This window comes from Tateyamaria sp. LSS28 (assembly GCF_059611725.1).
The window spans coordinates 473,031-489,182 of sequence record NZ_JCAPFI010000002.1 but is presented as its reverse complement, the minus strand read 5'-3'; the positions used below and the strand labels follow the sequence as shown (position 1 = coordinate 489,182).

The window sequence follows — 16,152 nt, the reverse complement described above, 5'->3', positions numbered from 1 at the left end:
CCTAGTAGAGACGCGCGCCCTGTGTATCGAAATGATATGCGCTTTGTGGATTGAAGCCGAAACGCAGGTCCTGACCTTCCTCGACCGCGTGCTGGCCGAAAAGGCGGGCCGTGATTTGGTGATCCTTCAAATGGGCAATCACGTTGGTATCACCCCCGAGTTTTTCGACGTGGCTGACGCGGGCAGACAGGATACCGTCATCTGCAAGAAACAAGTCTTCGGGGCGGACGCCCATGATCCGGTCATCGCCGTCCTGGATGATCCCGGCCGGAAAGAAATTCATGGAAGGTGCGCCAAGAAACCCTGCAACGAATTGATTTGCGGGGTTGTTATAGAGCTCCATCGGGCTGCCGATCTGTTCGACCCGTCCGTCGCGCAGGACAACGATCTTGTCTGCTAGCGTCATGGCCTCGGTCTGGTCATGCGTAACATAAATCATGGATGCCCCAAGCTGGCGGTGCAGGTTCGCAATCTCAATCCGGGTGTTCATCCGAAGGGCTGCGTCAAGGTTGGAAAGCGGTTCGTCGAACAGGAACAACTCTGGTTTGCGGACGATGGCTCGACCGATGGCGACACGCTGGCGCTGCCCGCCCGACAGTTCTGAGGGGTAACGGTCGAGATAGGGTTCGAGGTTGAGCATTCTGGACGCCGTTTGCACTCGCTCTTCGATCACCGATTTAGGCTGGCCTTCCTGTTTGAGCGCCAGCGTCATGTTTCCCCGTACATTCAGATGCGGGTAAAGCGCGTAGCTTTGGAACACCATGGCGATGCCGCGTTTGGAGGGGGGTGTCAGGTTCACGACCTCGCCACCGATGCTGATCTCGCCCGATGTGGCGTCCTCCAGACCTGCGATGACCCGCAGCAGAGTGGACTTGCCGCAGCCTGACGGACCAACGAACACCACAAACTCACCTTTCTCGACATCCAGATTGACGTCCTTGAGGACATGGACCTTGCCGAAGGATTTGTTCACATTTTTCAGCGACAGGGCAGTCATTTCAGGATCTCCTCAAGCAAAATGGGCTGGCCGAACCGGATGCTTTCATCCGCGGCCAAGCAGATAGCAAGCGATTGCACCGCATCGTTCATGTGGCGTGTCAGGTCGATATCCTCGGCGATGGCGCGCAAGGTGTAGTTCTGTTCTGCGTCACACAGCGCCTGGTGACCGGGCTCGTCGGGCATGTCGATTTCCCGGTCTCCGTCAGCTGTGTGAACCAGAATACCGCCCACTTTGGTGTGCCCGTCGATGTCTGCAGACGCGCCTTTGTTGCCGTCAGTGATCGAGACGGCACCATTTGGGCTGACGATGTCTTTTACGAAGAACGCGGTTTCGGACATCATCGGGCCCCAACCTGCCTCGTACCATCCGACGGAGCCGTCGCTGAAGATCACCTGAAACTGGCCGTAATTGTACATATCCTCGGCGATTTCATCGGACAGGCGAAGCCCCATTCCATGTACGCGGATCGGTCGCGCATCCGTGATCTGGCACATCACGTCGACATAGTGGACGCCGCAATCGACGATGGGGCTGGTTGTTTGCATCAGCGCCTTGTGGGTTTCCCATTCAGCGCCGGACGATTGCTGGTTCAGGTTCAAGCGGAATACATAGGGACCGCCGAGGTCGCGTGCTTCATTGATCAGGCGGATCCATGATGGATGGTGGCGGAGGATGTATCCGACCACGAGCTTGCGGTTTGTGCGCTTGGCCGTTTCGACAACGCGCTTGGCGTCTGCGACGGTGGTTGCAAGCGGTTTTTCCACAAAAACATGGGCGCCTGCTTCCATGGCCTTGCAAGCAAGGTCCGCGTGGCTGTCCGAGTAGGTCGCGATCACGACCAGATCGGGGGTTGTTGCCATACCTTCCTCGAAAGTTGCGAACCTTGGGTATTCCGAAAGCTCTTGCGGCAAGGAGACATCGGACCGATTGACCAGTCCCTTTATCTGCGCGTCTGCGTTGTAGTGGTGCGCCAGCGCATGACTGCGTCCCATATTGCCCAGGCCTACAATCAGTACGCGGGTCATTTGACTGCTCCAGACGTTATGCCCCGGATCAGCTGCCGCGAGAAGATCACATAGAGGATCAGCACCGGCAGGATTGCCATCGACAGGGCCGACAGGACCGCGTTCCAGTCTGTCACGAACTGACCAATGAACACCTGAGAGCCGAGTGTCAGCGTCTTTGTTTCTTCGGCAGGCGCCAGGATCAACGGAAACCAGAGGTCGTTCCAGATCGGGATCATGTTGAAAACGGCAACCGTCGCCATGGCGGGGCGCACAAGAGGCAGTACAAGGCGGAAGAAGATCGTATATTCACTCAGCCCGTCGATCCGCCCGGCATTCTTGAGGTCGTCTGACACCTGCCGCATGAATTCGCTGAGGATGAAGACCGCCAGTGGCAGCCCCTGCGCGGTGTAGACAAGGATCAAAGCCCAGAGAGAGTTCACAAGCCCGGTCGCGACCATCATTTCGAGGATCGCAACGGTTCCGATACGGATCGGGATCATGATGCCCAACGCAAGGTAAAGGCCCATAAGCATATTGCCGCGGAACCGGTATTCGCTGAGGGCGTAGGCCGCCATTGAACCAAAAAGCAGTATGAAGAACAGCGATGCCACCGTGACGATCATCGAGTTCTGAAAGTAGAGGAAAAAGTCGCCCTGCTGCATGACGGTTTCGTAGCCGATGGTCGAAAAGCTTTCCGAATCTGGCAGGGCCAACGGTTCACGAAAGATCGAGCGGCGTTCCTTGAAGCTGTTGATCAGGATTATGAAAACCGGAAACAGCGCGATCAGAGTGTAGAGGATCAATGCACCATGCATTGCCAGCGTGTTCAGCGGATTGGATCGTGCCTTGTTCATCGGGTTGTCCTCACAGCTGATAGCGGCGCATCCGCGTCTGGATGCCAAAGAGGTAGATACAGACACCGACGAGGATGATCGCAAACATCGCGCCAGCGATGGCCGAGCCCATATGTGGGTCGCCCAACTGAAGCTGGAAGCCAAAGAAGGTGCGATACATGAATGTGCCCAGGATATCGGTCGAGAAATCCGGCCCGGCCAGAGCGCCCTGTGCTGCATAGATCAAATCAAAGGCGTTGAAGTTGCCGACAAATGTTAGGATCGAGATGATCCCGATCGATGGCAAGATCAGTGGCAGCTTGATTTTCCAGAAGGCTGCCATGCCGGTGATGCCGTCAACCTCACCGGCTTCGAGGATTTCTTCGGGAATGGTGAGAAGTGCGGCGTAGATCAGCATCATCGGAATGCCCACGAACTGCCACACCGAGACAAGCGCCAGTGTGGTGAGTGCATATTCTTCTTTCCCGAGCCATGGGGCGTAGAGCGAGCCGAGTCCCACGGCATCCAACATAGAAGGTGCAATGCCCCATATGGGCGAGAGGATCAGCTTCCATGCGAAACCGACGATGACGAATGACAGGATTGTCGGAATAAAGATCGCTGAACGGTAGAGCGCGGCAAACCGCAGTCGCGGATGACTGAGCAGAGCGGCGAGTGCGATGCCAATCGGGTTTTGCACCAGCATATGGACCAGAAAGAACCAGAAGTTATTGCACAGAGCATTCCAGAACTGTTCAGCCCAGATTGGGTCAAAGAACAGCGTTCGGAAATTCTCTAACCCCACAAACACACGCTCCTGATCGACCCGCGTGTAAAGCGCGAGCCGCAAGGTGTTGAAGAGCGGAAAGATCATCACGGCGGTGTAGACAAAGACGGCTGGCGCAAGGAACACGAGGATATGCCAGCGAATGCGGGCCTGTTTCATTTATCTCACTCCGGGAAAGGGCCCCGGGCCGTTTGACGTGCCCGGGGTTTTGCAGCAAAAGAGGTTACTGCTGCGGTTCGTACCAGCTTGCCAGTCCGTCCTGCAGGCCCTGGCCAAGGTCTTCGGGCGTCGCGGTGCCTTTGATAGCGGCAACCGATGCACCCCAAGTTTCGTTTTCGAGGTTCGGCGTGCCACGTGACAGGATCTGGTAGGTTGACCGGATGGTCGATTCACATTCCCCGCGCCAGCTCACGAACTCCTTGGCAAGCGGGTCTTCCAGGTCCACGGGCGTTTTCGACAAGGGGAAGAAACCCGGGAGCGCGTTGCCGAAGATGCTTGCGAATTCAGGGCTTGCGACCCAGGCTAGGAACGTTCGCGCAGCTTCCGGGTTGTCGGTGGCAGCATTCATGCCGATCCCGATATCCGTGTGATCCGAGATATAGCATGTGTCGCCCGCGTTCTGGACCGGCGGCTTGAACGCGCCCATCTCAAAATCAGCCTGTGTGTTGAAGCCGGAAATTTCCCAAGAACCTGCCGGATAGATCGCTGCGCGCCCCAATGTAAAAATGTTTTGGCTGTCAGGGTAGGTCTGTGCCTCATATCCCGCGCCAAGATAGTCGCCCCAGCGGGCGAGGGTGGCGTAAGGCGCGATCCATTCCGGATCGGTAAGGGTCTGCTCACCGGCGATCAATGCCAGACGGCCCTCTTCACCCTTCCAGTAGTTTGGACCAATGTTGTTGTAGCCCATTGTCGCGGCTTCCCATTGGTCGTTTGTGCCCATCGCCATCGGAATGTAGCCGCCATCTTCCTTGATTGTGTCGAGGGCCGCGAAGAATTCAGCCTCTGTTTCGGGGACGCTTAGATCTAGCTCTTCAAAGGCGTCCTTGTTGTAGATAAACCCATGGATGACGCTTGCCATCGGAACGCAAAAGCTGGCTGATCCATCGTCCGTTTGCCACGCGGATTTGGCAACATCCGAGAAATTCGACATGGCTTCGAGGTCGCTGAGGTCAGACAGATGACCCGCGTCATAAAGGGCCAGGGACGCATCAAAGGGGCGGCAGGTGATCAGGTCACCGGCCGATCCGGCATCCAGTTTGGAGTTGAGTACAGCGTTGTACTCGGCTGGTGCTGACGGTCTGAATTCAACCTTGATGCCAGGGTTTTCAGCCTCAAATGCCGGGATGATCTGGTCTTGCCAGAGTTTCAGGTCGTCGTTGCGCCAGCTTTCAATGGTCAGCGTAGTATCTTGCGCGTGGGCGCTTGTTGCCACTAGTGCTGTCGTTGCAAGCGCCAGCTTCAATGTGTTGCGTGTCATATTTGACCTCCCCTAGGATTTTTAGTCAGGTATTTCGCGCCAAAGCGGCGCGCAGGTTTCCTTCGGTTTCTCGAAGAATTTCATGTGCCTTGTCCGCTGATACGCCCGTGGCGGCGATAAGGGCGGCTGGCTTGACCTCGCCCTGCGCCATCTCGAGCGCGGTTTCTGCAGCGGTTGGTTCGACATTCGCGATCCGGCAGACAATGGATCGTGCCCGAGCGCGAAGTTTGATGTTATCGGCGTGCACGTTGACCATCATCCCATCGTGGACGTGGCCAAGTTCGACCGCCATCAGCGTTGACAGCATATTGAGTGCGATCTTTTGCGCCGTACCGGCGCCCATGCGGGTTGATCCCGAAATCACCTCGGGTGGTGTGGCAAGGCAGATTGGATGATCTGCCAGTTCCAGAAGCGCAGAGCCGGTATTGTTGGCGATTGCCACAATTGTCGCGCCTGCCGATCGCGCAATCTGCGCGGCAGCAAGCGTGTAGGGTGTCGAGCCGCTGGCCGAGACGGCGATGATCGTGTCCCGCGTGGACAGGTCCGTGAGTGAACCCTGAAGGCTGTCAGTGGCGTCTTCGGTGTCCCCAGGCATCTCGACGCCGGTTGGCAAGCCGCCCGCCATATGGATGCGCAATTGTTCAGGCTGAATGGAGAAGGTGCCGCCAAGTTCCTGTGCATCTGCGGCTGCCATCAACCCCGAAGATCCGGCGGCCACATAGTGCAGCACGCCGCCCGCGCGGATCGTGTTTGCCATGGCAGCTGCGCCGTCTGCTATGGTCGGAGCCGCCGCTAGAACAACTTCGGCCGCGGCGATCTGCCCGCGGGCCAGCACGCCTGCCACATCTGCCAGCGGGCGCATATCGAGCCCCTCTGCCATGTCGTGCAGCGCTTCAGTTCGTGGCCTGGGCATGCGATTCCTCCGTTATAGATAAAAAGATACCTATATAATACCTTTTGTCCAGAATTTTCTTAACCTCTGGAAATACGGAGAAATTTGCAATTTTTTGGGAGTATTGGTTCTATTTAGGCCTTTAGTTTCTGCGATAGGTATTGTAATGGCATTAGTATGAGCAGATCAGACGATACCCTTGTTATTGCCATCGACGGTGGTGGAACGCGCTGCCGTATGAACGCGTTCGAGCGTGGGGATGTCGTTTCGGTTGAAACCGGGTCTGCGAATGTGTCCACAGATTTTGACCGGGCGGTTCGTGAAGTTGTGCGGGGACTTCAATACCTTGCCGAGCGTATGTCGCGACCGGTTGAGGAGCTGTCCGCCGCGCCCACCTTTGTTGGTCTGGCGGGTGTTACGGGGATAGATAGCATTGAGCGCTTGCGCGCCGCTTTGCCGTTTCGACGGGTTCGAATCGCGGATGATCGACCCGCAGCCGTGCGCGGTGTGCTGGGCCAGCGGGATGGTGTCATCGCCCATTGTGGGACCGGTTCGTTTTATGCCGCACAGTTCAGTGGCGATATCAAGTTGGCCGGTGGTTGGGGTCCGGTTCTGGGAGATGAGGCGTCGGCGCAATGGGTTGGTCGCATGGCTCTTCAGCTGACGCTTGAAGCCGTTGATGGTCGGGTCGATGCCAGCCCGCTGAGCGCGCGCATCCTGACCGATTTTAAAGGGGCTGCGGGCCTTGTTGGCTTTGCAAGAGCGGCGGATCCGTCGGAGTTTGGCAAGCTGGCACCGCAGGTGACCAGTGCCGCGGCGGATGGTGACACACTCGCGCTAAAGATCATGTCTCGGGGGGCGAGCGAGGTTGCCCGAGCAATCGGTCATCTGGGATGGCAGGCAGGCGTACCGGTGTGTTTGACCGGTGGTATTGGACGGCATTACGGGCCGTACCTTCCGGAAAACGTTCGGACCTGTTTGTCGAAAGCTGAGGGTGAGCCGCTGGATGGCGCGATGTCCCTCGCGCTGGATTTTGCAAGGGAGATCGCCGATGAGCACCGTTGAGTTCCTTCGCCCGGATAGTTGGTTGGCCGCCAATGGTGGGCCGCGTTACGTGCAGCTAAGGCGGCGGCTGGAAGAGGGGATCGGCACTGGCGTTCTGCCGCCCAACTCCTCGCTCCCGCCGGAGCGAGAATTGGCGGATATCACTGATCTTTCGCGCGTAACCGTGCGCAAGGCCATCCAGGCGCTGGTTCAGGACGGCCTTGTAGAGCAACGTCAGGGTTCGGGAACGTTCATTCGCGAGCCTGTCGCGCGGATGGAGCAGTCGCTTTCGCATCTGACCTCGTTCACCGAGGACATGTCCCATCGTGGCCTCGACACAACCTCGAAATGGCTGGAGCGTGGTGTTTTTGCACCCACCGAGGAGGAGCAGTGTGTTCTTGGCCTCGGTGACGTGAACGAGGTCGCGCGCATTTATCGCCTGCGGGAAGCGGGTGGTCGACCGATGGCGCTGGAACGCGCTTCGCTGCCGCTCGATATCTTGCCGAACCCGTTGGAGGTCAAGACGTCGCTATACGAGGTATTGGCGCGCCATGGACGGCGCCCGGTCCGTGCGGTTCAGAAAATCTCGGCCATCAACATCGACGCTCCCGAGGCAGACTTGCTTGGCGTTGCTGATGGGGCTGCCGGACTGAAAATTGAACGTACATCATATCTGGAAAGTGGTCGGGTCGCAGAACTTACCCGCTCGCTCTATCGCGGTGACGCCTATGATTTCGTGGCGGAGCTGCGTTTGTGACAAGAGGAAGGTCGTCCCACATGTCAACCGAACCAACACAGATGCGCCGGGAAATTCTTGAGATACCCGACGCGGTCGAACGTCTTTTGGCGGAGGGCGGCAGTGCCGTCACCGCAGCCGCTGAAAGAGCGCGCGCTTTCGACCCGCGCTTCTTACTATCTGTCGCGCGTGGATCGTCGGACCATGCGTGCACCTACCTCAAATATGTCAGCGAGTTGATCCTCAAACGGCCCATGGCGTCGGTTGGCCCCTCCGTTAGCTCGATCTACGGCGTGGATCTTGATGCGGCTGACGCGCTTTGCATCGCTGTTTCGCAATCGGGGCAAAGCCCAGACATCGTGGCCATGACTGAAAGCCTTCGAAAGAATGGTACGTTCACGGTTGCGATCACCAACAACGACAAGTCGCGCCTTGCCATGGCCTCGGAAATCACACTTCCCATACATGCGGGTCCGGAACTCAGCGTTGCGGCGACCAAGACTTTCGTAACGTCCCTTGTCGCGGGCCTCTGGTTGATCGCAGAGACAAAGGGCGATCAAGACCTTGTCGCGGCGATCCATGCGCTACCTGATCACCTTGCTGCCGCGGCACGATGTGACTGGTCAGAGGCCGCCGCCGCAATCGACGGTTCATCGCTCTTTACGCTGGGACGTGGACCTTCGTGGGCAATCTCCAACGAAGCCGCCCTCAAATTCAAGGAAACCTGCCTCATTCACGCAGAGAGCTATTCTTCTGCCGAAGTGTTTCACGGACCAGTTTCGATCATCGGGCAAAGTTTTCCAGTTATTACCTTCGCTGCTGGCGACGCCGCCGAGGACAGTGTTGCGCAAACGTCCGACGCACTTGTTGAAAAGGGCGCGGAGGTCTTTACGCTGGCCCGAGGTGCAAAACGTGCAACAGTGTTGCCACATGTGCGGACGGGGCATTGGCTGACCGATCCGGTGGCGGCAATCGTGTCATTCTACGGTATGGTCGAGGCGGTTGCGGTTGGCCGTGGCATCAACCCCGACGCGCCGCGTCACCTTAACAAAGTGACCGAGACGGTATGACCCAAGGCGCAACAATCTATCGGAATGCTCAGGTCTTTGACGGTGAAGCCTTGCACAAGGCAGGTGCGGTCAGGTTTCAGGATGGCATCCTGACGGCCTTTGGATCGGATGTTGACGTGCGTGCCGACGCTTCCGAGTTCGATCTGGCTGGGGATATTCTGTCCCCGGGTTTTGTCGACCTCCAGGTCAATGGCGGCGGTGGTATCATGTTCAATGATGACCCGTCTGTCGGCACACTTCGCAGGATTGCATCAGCACATCGGCGGCTTGGGGTTCGTGCCCTCTTGCCCACGCTCATCACCGATACGGCGGACAAGACCCATGCCGCAATCGCCGCAGCGGTCGATGCCGTGCGCGACGGTGTCCCCGGTATTGTCGGGCTGCATCTTGAAGGACCTCACCTGTCCGTTGCGCGCAAGGGGGCCCATGACGCTGCACTCATCCGCCCGATGGAACAGGACGATCTGGATGTTCTGTTGGCTGCGGCGCGCACGTTGCCGGTCTTGATGGTCACTGTCGCACCTGAGAACGTTACAGAGATGCAAGTGCAAACGCTTGCAGCCGCTGGTGTTGTCGTTTCGTTGGGGCATACCGATGCGGAGTTTGATACCTGCTGCCGATACTTTGCCAACGGTGCCCGCTGCGCCACGCATCTTTTTAATGCCATGAGCCAACTGGGCAATCGCCAACCGGGTTTGGTAGGGGCCACGCTTGCCACCGGTCATGCGTCCGCCGGTCTGATCGCGGATGCCGTTCACGTCCATCCGGAAACCATGCGTGTCGCCTGGCAGGCAAAGACGGGGCCGGGTCGCCTCTTCCTGGTGAGCGATGCCATGGCAGTTGCCGGGACTGACGGCGAGGTTTTTGAATTGGGTGGGCGAACCATCCGGCGCAAGGACGGTATCCTGACCCTCGCCGATGGAACCCTTGCAGGCGCCGATCTGGACCTGACCACGGCTATTCGAACGATTGTTGAAAAGGTCGGTGTTCCGCTTGATGACGCGCTGAGGTCGGCAATCAGTGACCCGGCTGACCTTATTGGACTGCCGGGTTCAACATTGGAATCTGGCCGGACGCGATTGACCGATATGATCCGCATTTCTTCTGATCTGAGCCGCGTTTCAGCCCTGATCTGAACCGATCGGTAGGACGTGTCGCCGGAATGACGTCTTGCGTTGGTCTTTGGCACATCACCAACCTCTGCGCGCGTGATCCGATCTGTGTGCAGAGTGGTTTTTAGGATGGATGCGGTGCGCCTTGCCCCCTGTCGAGATATTTCTTCAGGCTTTCCAAGAAGAACATATCCCAACCCGCTTCGCAGATGTCGTAGCATAGCAGCTTTGGAGTGAGCCCATCGTGTTCAAGCTCGATCTTCGTGCCTGCTGCTCCTTCGCTGATGCTCCAGATCACCTTGGTGCCCAGCCATTCGGTTTCAATGGCTTTTGGTTGCCCGTCATGAACATGCAGGGCGTCCACGCAGGTCCATTCCACCCGTGACGGGTCGTCCGTGTGGGTCAGTTCGAAGGTCCAGTATGAGACACCCGGCGGAAAGGAGAACTTGGCCCGATCCCCTGGGTGTCGAAGTGGTTGATCCGGGCGCGTCCACCAGTGTTCGACACCGTGCGTGACAGCATTGAAGGCCGCGGTAGCGTCCGCTGTGACAACAATGGATTTCCGGTAGTTTTGCATGTTCACTGTCTCGCTCCTTACGACGCTTCGGTCCAATGAGGTGGGAAGGTCGCTGCCACGTTTGGCAGCTGCTCAATACGTGCCACCCAATCTGCGACTTTGGGTGAGATCGCGTGGAGATTGGGCAACCCGAGGTCTTGCATGATCTGTGGTTTCGTCTCGGTCGCCCGTTGGATCAATCGAACATGGGGAAAGGCAACGGCGTCCACTGCTCCCGGCCGCGCCCCGGACAGGTAGGCCGCGTCGCTCAAGATGTCGGACAAATGGCCCAATTCGGATCGCAGAGTGTCAGCGGCGGCCAATAAATCGTCAGTGGCTTCTGCAGCGCCATTGAAAAAGATTGGCGACAGAACCGCACTGGTCGCCGGTGGCAAATAGTCAAAGACATCCATTGTGCGTTGCCAGATTTGCCCGGCTTCCTGTGGCGTTTCCCCAAACAAAGGTGACCCGGGATGCGTGCGATCCAGCCACGCGAGGATGGCAATGGAATGACCAAGCGTTTGATCGCCGCTTGTTAGAGTTGGCACTGTGCCGCGGGGATTGAGCGCAAGATATGTATCTGATTTGTGCTCTTTTTGTGCGGCAGAAAGCATGTGAACGTCATAGTCGAGGCCCTTGAAAGCCATGCCAAGCGCTGCGCGCCAGGGGCTTGGCGCCCCGCTCACTGTCCAGAATTCGACTGTCATGGTGCATATCCTTTGAGGCTGCGTGTTTGCACAGGCCTAGCCTCATTGGTATGTTTGGAAAAGTAGGCAGGAATTTTTGATATACTATCAAAAATGATACTATTGGGGAAATACTGATGTCTGAGGCTGTAACGGCACCGGTGGACACGCCTGTTTCTGGTGACAAGACGTGCCCTGCACCGATTGTGATCGGGATGATCGGTGGAAAATGGAAGCTGCTGATTCTACAGATTCTGATTTTTCAAGGTACCAAGCGATTCGGCGAATTGCGCAAATCCATTGATGGGATCACCCAAACGATGTTGACCAACCAGCTTAGGGCGCTTGAGGCAGATGGGCTTGTGACCAGAAAGGTCTACGCTGAGGTTCCGCCACGCGTGGAGTATTCAGCGAGCATGGATGGGTTGGCTTTGGAACCGGTGTTCACGTCGATGCATGACTGGTGGACCAATCGGTCAGCCGCGCCTTAACGCCTGGTCCACCCGATCAATCTCGGCCTCATACCAGGCAATTGTGCCGGCTGGGTCATCAGCATAGCTTGCCGCGAATGATGCGGGTGCTTCTGTGACGTCATCATATTGCGTTGCCCAAACCATCATAGTCACAAGTGCCGGCAGGAAATCCTTGGCCTTTTGTGTCGGGAAATAACAGACACTGCTCGCTTTGCGTGGGTCCGGCTCGCGGGTGAACATGCCAAGGGCTTCAAGCTTGGCCAGGCGATTGGCCAGGATGTTGGTCGAGATCCCTTCGGGGGACGCCAGAAACTCGCGATATGTGCGTTTGCCGTGCAGCAGGACGTCGCGCAAAAGCAGGAAGCACCATTTGTCCCCTACAATTGCCGCCGCATAGCGCGTCGGGCATCCGTTCCAATCCGGTTTGCCTGCTGATGTCATGATGCAGTTATAGATGATCACAAAATACTTGCAATATGCAAGCACACGGCCTACTAGTTACTTGCAAAATGCAAGTGGAGTAGAGTGATGCCATCACCTTTCGTCTGGTTCGACAACATATCAGCGCAACGCCAGGACACGGCTAAGTTCATGCAGGACATGTTTGGATGGCGGCCTTCGGATATCGGGTCGATGACTTTTTTGACCAGTGAGGGGGAGGCCAAACCTTTTGCAGCAGCGTGTGGGGAGATGTCCAATATTGCGGGTTGGGTGCCATATGTTGAGGTGGATGATTTGCAGGCTTCCGTCGCACGTGCACGCGAAAGCAGGGCATCGGTCCTCTTTGAGGATGTTAAGGGCCCAGCAGGTGACGCGAGTTTTATCCGTGATCCCGGAGGCAGCGTGATGGCGCTCTGGAAACGCGGGCAGGACGTGTGAGGTCACGATGATGAAGAAACAGATATTGGCCGCAGTCATCTACCCGATCATCGTCTTTCCTCTGGCGATCGTCTGGCACCTGATTTTGTTCAAGGACAAGTACATGGCCTTTGGCTATTTCGAGGGCGAACCAAACATTGTCGTTGGGTTGGCCACGATGGTCATCCAGGGTGCGGTGTTGGCCGCCATCTACCCGATGTTCAAGGTTCGCCGCACCGGCTATCCTCGGGCCTTTCAATTTGCCGGTCTCTTGGGCCTGTTCTTTTGGACCAGCCATGTGCTTGCACTAGTCGCAAAGCAGAATGTTCCCAACGCCAGAACATTTGTCTTGATGGAAACCTTTTATCTGGGCCTACAGTTCGGGCTGTTCGCGCTTGCACTGGGCTTCATCTTTCGTGGGGAGACTCGGGTCAATGTGGCTGTGTAGTCAGTGATCTCATGCACAGCTAGCGTGACAGACTGGTCCACACAGCCGCGGCGATGATGAGGCTGGCGCCAATAAGGAAGGCGACGGTAGGGACCTCGGAGAAGATCACGTAGCCGACGACCGTCGCAAAGACCAAACTGAGGTAGCCCAGCACGGATAGAAAGGCCGCTTCGGCGCGGAAATGTGCTTGTAGGAAACAGAACTGTGCGGCTTGCGCAAAGACGCCGATGGCAAGCAGTGGAAGCAGATGATCTGGGGCAATCGGTGTCCAAACTGCAAGGGTGAATGGGGCGGTCAGAACGGTCAGTCCGCCGGTGTAGAACGTCATCATCACGGGAACAGGCGTATCGGAAAGCTTGCGGGTGAGGATGATGGCGGACGTGCCGAAGAGGACGGTCATGAAGGCAGCGGGCAGACCCCAGTTCAGTGTCACAAGTGCTGGATCGACGGCGATATAGACACCTACAAACGCAACGCCCGCCGCCCACCAGCGGCGGCGGGGCACAACCTCTTTCAAGAACAGAAGTGCCAGAACCATTGTAACCACGGGCCGGGTGAAGCTTATGGCCGTGAACAGGGCAAAGGGTAGGCGGGCAATGGCAAAGAAACTGGTCGTCAGGGCCAGCGCAGATAACACCACGCGCAATGCATGGAGTGGCAGTCGATCAACATCTTTGAACGTTTGTCCATCGCGCCAAACGAATGGGATCATAACAATCAGGCCGGTGCCTGCGCGCAGAAAGACCAACTGCACGGCCGGGTAGCCCAACCCCAGCGCCTTCACGATGGTCAGCGCAAGGATGTTGAGCGCCATATCGGCGATCAACCATGCACCACCTGAGAGGTTGCGGGCTGGGGTCTCTTCAGCGCGGCGCAAGTAGGTTCGCCATAAGGCGATAGGCGCCCGGCACTCCATGTGCGAGTTGGTGGTGCAGAATGAGGGCGCAGTGGGTGTGGCGCCCTTTCCCGATCTCAGCCGTCAGCAGCGCTCCGGTCAGCGGTGCTTCATCCGGGTCCGCCATGGACAGGAGGGGTGTATATGCGTTGTCCCAGCTTTTGGCGAAGTAGAGCCCACGCTCTTTGTACCAGCCCTTCCAGTCGCTTTCGGTGATGTTGTTGGGATGTGAAAGGACTGGATGATCGGTCAGGTGGGTTACGGCCGCTGCCTGATCCGTCACACGCCAGCGCAGCGATGGTTGACCAATCTCGATCCGTTTTGGCGGTGCCGTATCCGGGTCCCAGTTGTCCCACGGGCGATGGTACAGGGTAAGAAGTGTACCGCCCGCTGCGGTCCACTCGTGCAGAATGGGCATCGCGTCCGCGAGGCCAGGACGGAACTTGATGGCAAAGATGCCGATCACCACGGCGTCGAACTCTGCAAGCCCTGCCGGTGTGATCTGTTCATCGTCCAGCGCCGTGATGTCGAACCCGGCGCAGGCCAACCAGTGATCGACACGGTCGTTGCCGCCACCGATATACCCGATCTTTGCACTTGGAATGGCGCAATCAATCACGTGCACCGACATCTCAGCCGGTTCGGTCAACGCGCGCGGCGGGATGTGCGGATGACGGATGATCTGGGCTGTCTGGGCCGGTTGACCGTCGAGTGTCAGGGGGATTTGATAGCGCCCCACAGCCTTATCGTTAGGCAAAGTGATCTCGAACCCGGCTTCGTTGCGTTTGGCGGTCCAGCCATTGGGCACTGTAAGCGCCGCAACCGCCGTCGCGGGGCTGAGCGCGCGCAATGTCAGCGACAGGCTGCGACGTGGGGTGCGCAGGTTCACAATCTCGGTCACTGGATCCAGCGTGGCACGCTGGCTGGGCAAGATCAGTGGTGGGGTTTCAAATGGGAGATGCGTCTGGCTGACCACATCACCCGTGCGCACGCTCAGGGTAACGAACGGTGCTGTCGGCGCATCAGGAAGATATGTATCGGGCATCGCGGAGCTGGGGGCAGCGTGTTCCGTGTGCAGTGTTTCGCCGTCGAGGTGCCATCCGTCGGGGAGGGTGACCCGTGTTTCAAACTCTGCACCGTTGGTGTCGAGGGCCATGGACAGTGTTGTGGTATCGCCGGGCGTCAGGACGTCGACGCTGGACGCGATATGCGCGCCGACACCAGCGGCTATTTGGATCACTTCGGCGGCTTGCACGATCTTGCGATTGACCTTGTGGTCATGTTCTGGCGCAAGAGTTGCTGCTTGCAACAGGGCGAGACCCGCGGCGGTCTCAGCCTGACTGATCGCGAAATCAGGGAAGGCCGCGCGCGCAGCGTCGAAATGCGTCTGAGCGTCGCGCAGGCCAAGATCGGCAAGTGTTGCGGGCAGGCCTGACGACAGGTCTTCATCTGGTCCTGCTACATGGCTTTGAGCCAGATGAAGGGGCCAGTCCCGCGTTTGCCCGGGCGGAACCCAGCGACCCATGGCCTGGGTCAGGTGAAACGCACGGCTTTGTTGTCCGATCTGGTCATAGGAAAAGCCAGTAATCGGGTCGCGCCCACCAAGCACCGTCAGTGTTTTGAGGGGCGGGGGTAGATCGTCATCATAGGCTTGCCCTGCGCCGGACCAAGCGGGCAGGTAGAGCTTTGCAATCCGCCAAGGGGCGTGTCCCGTTTCGAAAGAGGGATCTGCTGCAAGCGCCACGACGTCGCGTGCGGCGGCGGTCATCGCGCGGTGATGACCATGCTGACCGGGCACATCAAGGAAGGTGGGGCAAAGGATGTCGGGGCGTTCCGTTCGTACAATTTCGACGAACCGCCGCAGGGTGCGGTCGCCGCCCCAATGCTGCAGCGTCTCTTCTCCGGATTTTGAGAACCCGAAATCCCGTATCGGGTCGTCCGCGGACTGGCCCAGCCAATAGAGCCGCAGGTTCAGCACATCTGCCGCGCGCTCCATCTCGGCTGTGCGGAGGACGCCAAGGGCCGCGCCGGATTCCGTGCCGATATCGTTCTGGCCGCCGTCGCCACGCGTAGAGCAGGCGTAGCTAATGTCGATCCCGTCCCGCACACCAAGTGCTGCGAGCATGTCCGAAATCTCGTCATCCGGATGCGCGCCTGAGTTCATGAAGGACACGACGGTCTGAAGGCGGCTAAGCGCGCGATGGAGTGCCACGATGCGTGGTACAAGGCGGTGATGCAGGATGCGGGATTGGTCGGACAACGGCACGTCGATGGTCAT

General features: G+C 58.0%; 18 protein-coding genes. 7 read left to right on the top strand and 11 right to left on the bottom strand.

All coding sequences use genetic code 11. The features are described from left to right. Position 1: 1 nt before the first annotated feature. From AC53L6_RS06995 to AC53L6_RS06970, 6 genes are all read right to left on the bottom strand, one after another. Positions 2-997: an ABC transporter ATP-binding protein gene (locus AC53L6_RS06995; RefSeq protein WP_496907312.1), complete on the bottom strand. Its 996-nt coding sequence runs from the start codon at positions 995-997 to the stop codon at positions 2-4. After that, positions 994-2,025, bottom strand: a complete 1,032-nt coding sequence (locus AC53L6_RS06990) for a Gfo/Idh/MocA family protein (RefSeq protein WP_496907311.1) — start codon at positions 2,023-2,025, stop codon at positions 994-996. The genes AC53L6_RS06995 and AC53L6_RS06990 overlap by 4 nt, the downstream gene beginning before the upstream one ends. Continuing rightward, positions 2,022-2,861, bottom strand: coding sequence for a carbohydrate ABC transporter permease (locus AC53L6_RS06985; RefSeq protein ID WP_299604954.1), 840 nt, complete (start codon positions 2,859-2,861; stop codon positions 2,022-2,024). The genes AC53L6_RS06990 and AC53L6_RS06985 overlap by 4 nt, the downstream gene beginning before the upstream one ends. A 10-nt stretch (positions 2,862-2,871) precedes the next feature. Then, the gene (locus AC53L6_RS06980; protein WP_496907310.1) at positions 2,872-3,786 is read right to left on the bottom strand and encodes a carbohydrate ABC transporter permease; all 915 of its coding nucleotides are present in this window, start codon (positions 3,784-3,786) and stop codon (positions 2,872-2,874) included. A gap of 64 nt (positions 3,787-3,850) precedes the next feature. Then, complete coding sequence (locus AC53L6_RS06975; protein WP_496907309.1) at positions 3,851-5,104, bottom strand: ABC transporter substrate-binding protein; 1,254 nt, start codon at positions 5,102-5,104, stop codon at positions 3,851-3,853. Between the two features lie 25 nt (positions 5,105-5,129). Beyond that, positions 5,130-6,017 (bottom strand): N-acetylmuramic acid 6-phosphate etherase, encoded by an 888-nt coding sequence (locus AC53L6_RS06970; protein WP_496907308.1) that lies wholly within the window; start codon positions 6,015-6,017, stop codon positions 5,130-5,132. A 156-nt stretch (positions 6,018-6,173) separates the two neighbouring features. On the opposite strand from AC53L6_RS06970, the gene AC53L6_RS06965 reads away from it, so the two are divergent. Genes AC53L6_RS06965 through nagA form a run of 4 tightly spaced genes read left to right on the top strand, consistent with a single transcriptional unit; the run spans position 6,174 to position 9,982 of the window. Continuing rightward, positions 6,174-7,061, top strand: coding sequence for a glucosamine kinase nucleotide-binding domain-containing protein (locus tag AC53L6_RS06965; RefSeq protein WP_496907307.1), 888 nt, complete (start codon positions 6,174-6,176; stop codon positions 7,059-7,061). Beyond that, positions 7,048-7,797, top strand: a complete 750-nt coding sequence (locus AC53L6_RS06960; RefSeq protein WP_496907306.1) for a GntR family transcriptional regulator — start codon at positions 7,048-7,050, stop codon at positions 7,795-7,797. Before AC53L6_RS06965 ends, AC53L6_RS06960 begins: the two co-directional genes overlap by 14 nt. Positions 7,798-7,817: 20 nt before the next feature. Beyond that, positions 7,818-8,846 (top strand): SIS domain-containing protein, encoded by a 1,029-nt coding sequence (locus AC53L6_RS06955; protein WP_299206268.1) that lies wholly within the window; start codon positions 7,818-7,820, stop codon positions 8,844-8,846. Beyond that, positions 8,843-9,982: an N-acetylglucosamine-6-phosphate deacetylase gene (gene nagA, locus AC53L6_RS06950; RefSeq protein ID WP_496907305.1), complete on the top strand. Its 1,140-nt coding sequence runs from the start codon at positions 8,843-8,845 to the stop codon at positions 9,980-9,982. Before AC53L6_RS06955 ends, nagA begins: the two co-directional genes overlap by 4 nt. Positions 9,983-10,082: 100 nt before the next feature. On the opposite strand, the gene AC53L6_RS06945 is transcribed toward nagA, so the two are convergent. Beyond that, positions 10,083-10,535 carry an SRPBCC family protein gene (locus tag AC53L6_RS06945; protein ID WP_496907304.1) on the bottom strand — a complete coding sequence of 151 codons (453 nt, stop codon included), beginning with the start codon at positions 10,533-10,535 and terminating at the stop codon, positions 10,083-10,085. A gap of 17 nt (positions 10,536-10,552) precedes the next feature. Next, entirely contained in the window at positions 10,553-11,221 is a 669-nt protein-coding gene (locus tag AC53L6_RS06940; protein ID WP_299206262.1) for a glutathione S-transferase family protein, read from the bottom strand. Positions 11,222-11,337: 116 nt separating this feature from the next. Here AC53L6_RS06940 and AC53L6_RS06935 point away from each other — a divergent pair, with 116 nt between their 5' ends. Continuing rightward, the gene (locus AC53L6_RS06935; RefSeq protein ID WP_472726203.1) at positions 11,338-11,691 is read left to right on the top strand and encodes a winged helix-turn-helix transcriptional regulator; all 354 of its coding nucleotides are present in this window, start codon (positions 11,338-11,340) and stop codon (positions 11,689-11,691) included. Here AC53L6_RS06935 and AC53L6_RS06930 read toward each other — a convergent pair. Further along, positions 11,677-12,114: a winged helix-turn-helix transcriptional regulator gene (locus AC53L6_RS06930; RefSeq protein WP_299604941.1), complete on the bottom strand. Its 438-nt coding sequence runs from the start codon at positions 12,112-12,114 to the stop codon at positions 11,677-11,679. The two genes, AC53L6_RS06935 and AC53L6_RS06930, sit on opposite strands and share 15 nt — an antisense overlap. An 87-nt stretch (positions 12,115-12,201) precedes the next feature. On the opposite strand from AC53L6_RS06930, the gene AC53L6_RS06925 reads away from it, so the two are divergent. Continuing rightward, a complete protein-coding gene (locus AC53L6_RS06925; protein ID WP_496907303.1) occupies positions 12,202-12,552 on the top strand; it encodes a VOC family protein in 351 nt (116 codons plus the stop codon). A 7-nt stretch (positions 12,553-12,559) separates the two neighbouring features. Then, a complete protein-coding gene (locus tag AC53L6_RS06920; protein WP_496907302.1) occupies positions 12,560-12,979 on the top strand; it encodes a hypothetical protein in 420 nt (139 codons plus the stop codon). 19 nt (positions 12,980-12,998) lie between these two features. Here AC53L6_RS06920 and AC53L6_RS06915 read toward each other — a convergent pair whose 3' ends face one another. Both AC53L6_RS06915 and AC53L6_RS06910 read right to left on the bottom strand, forming a co-directional pair. Continuing rightward, positions 12,999-13,856 carry a DMT family transporter gene (locus AC53L6_RS06915; protein ID WP_496907301.1) on the bottom strand — a complete coding sequence of 286 codons (858 nt, stop codon included), beginning with the start codon at positions 13,854-13,856 and terminating at the stop codon, positions 12,999-13,001. Then, complete coding sequence (locus AC53L6_RS06910) at positions 13,843-16,152, bottom strand: PIG-L family deacetylase (RefSeq protein WP_496907300.1); 2,310 nt, start codon at positions 16,150-16,152, stop codon at positions 13,843-13,845. The genes AC53L6_RS06915 and AC53L6_RS06910 overlap by 14 nt, the downstream gene beginning before the upstream one ends.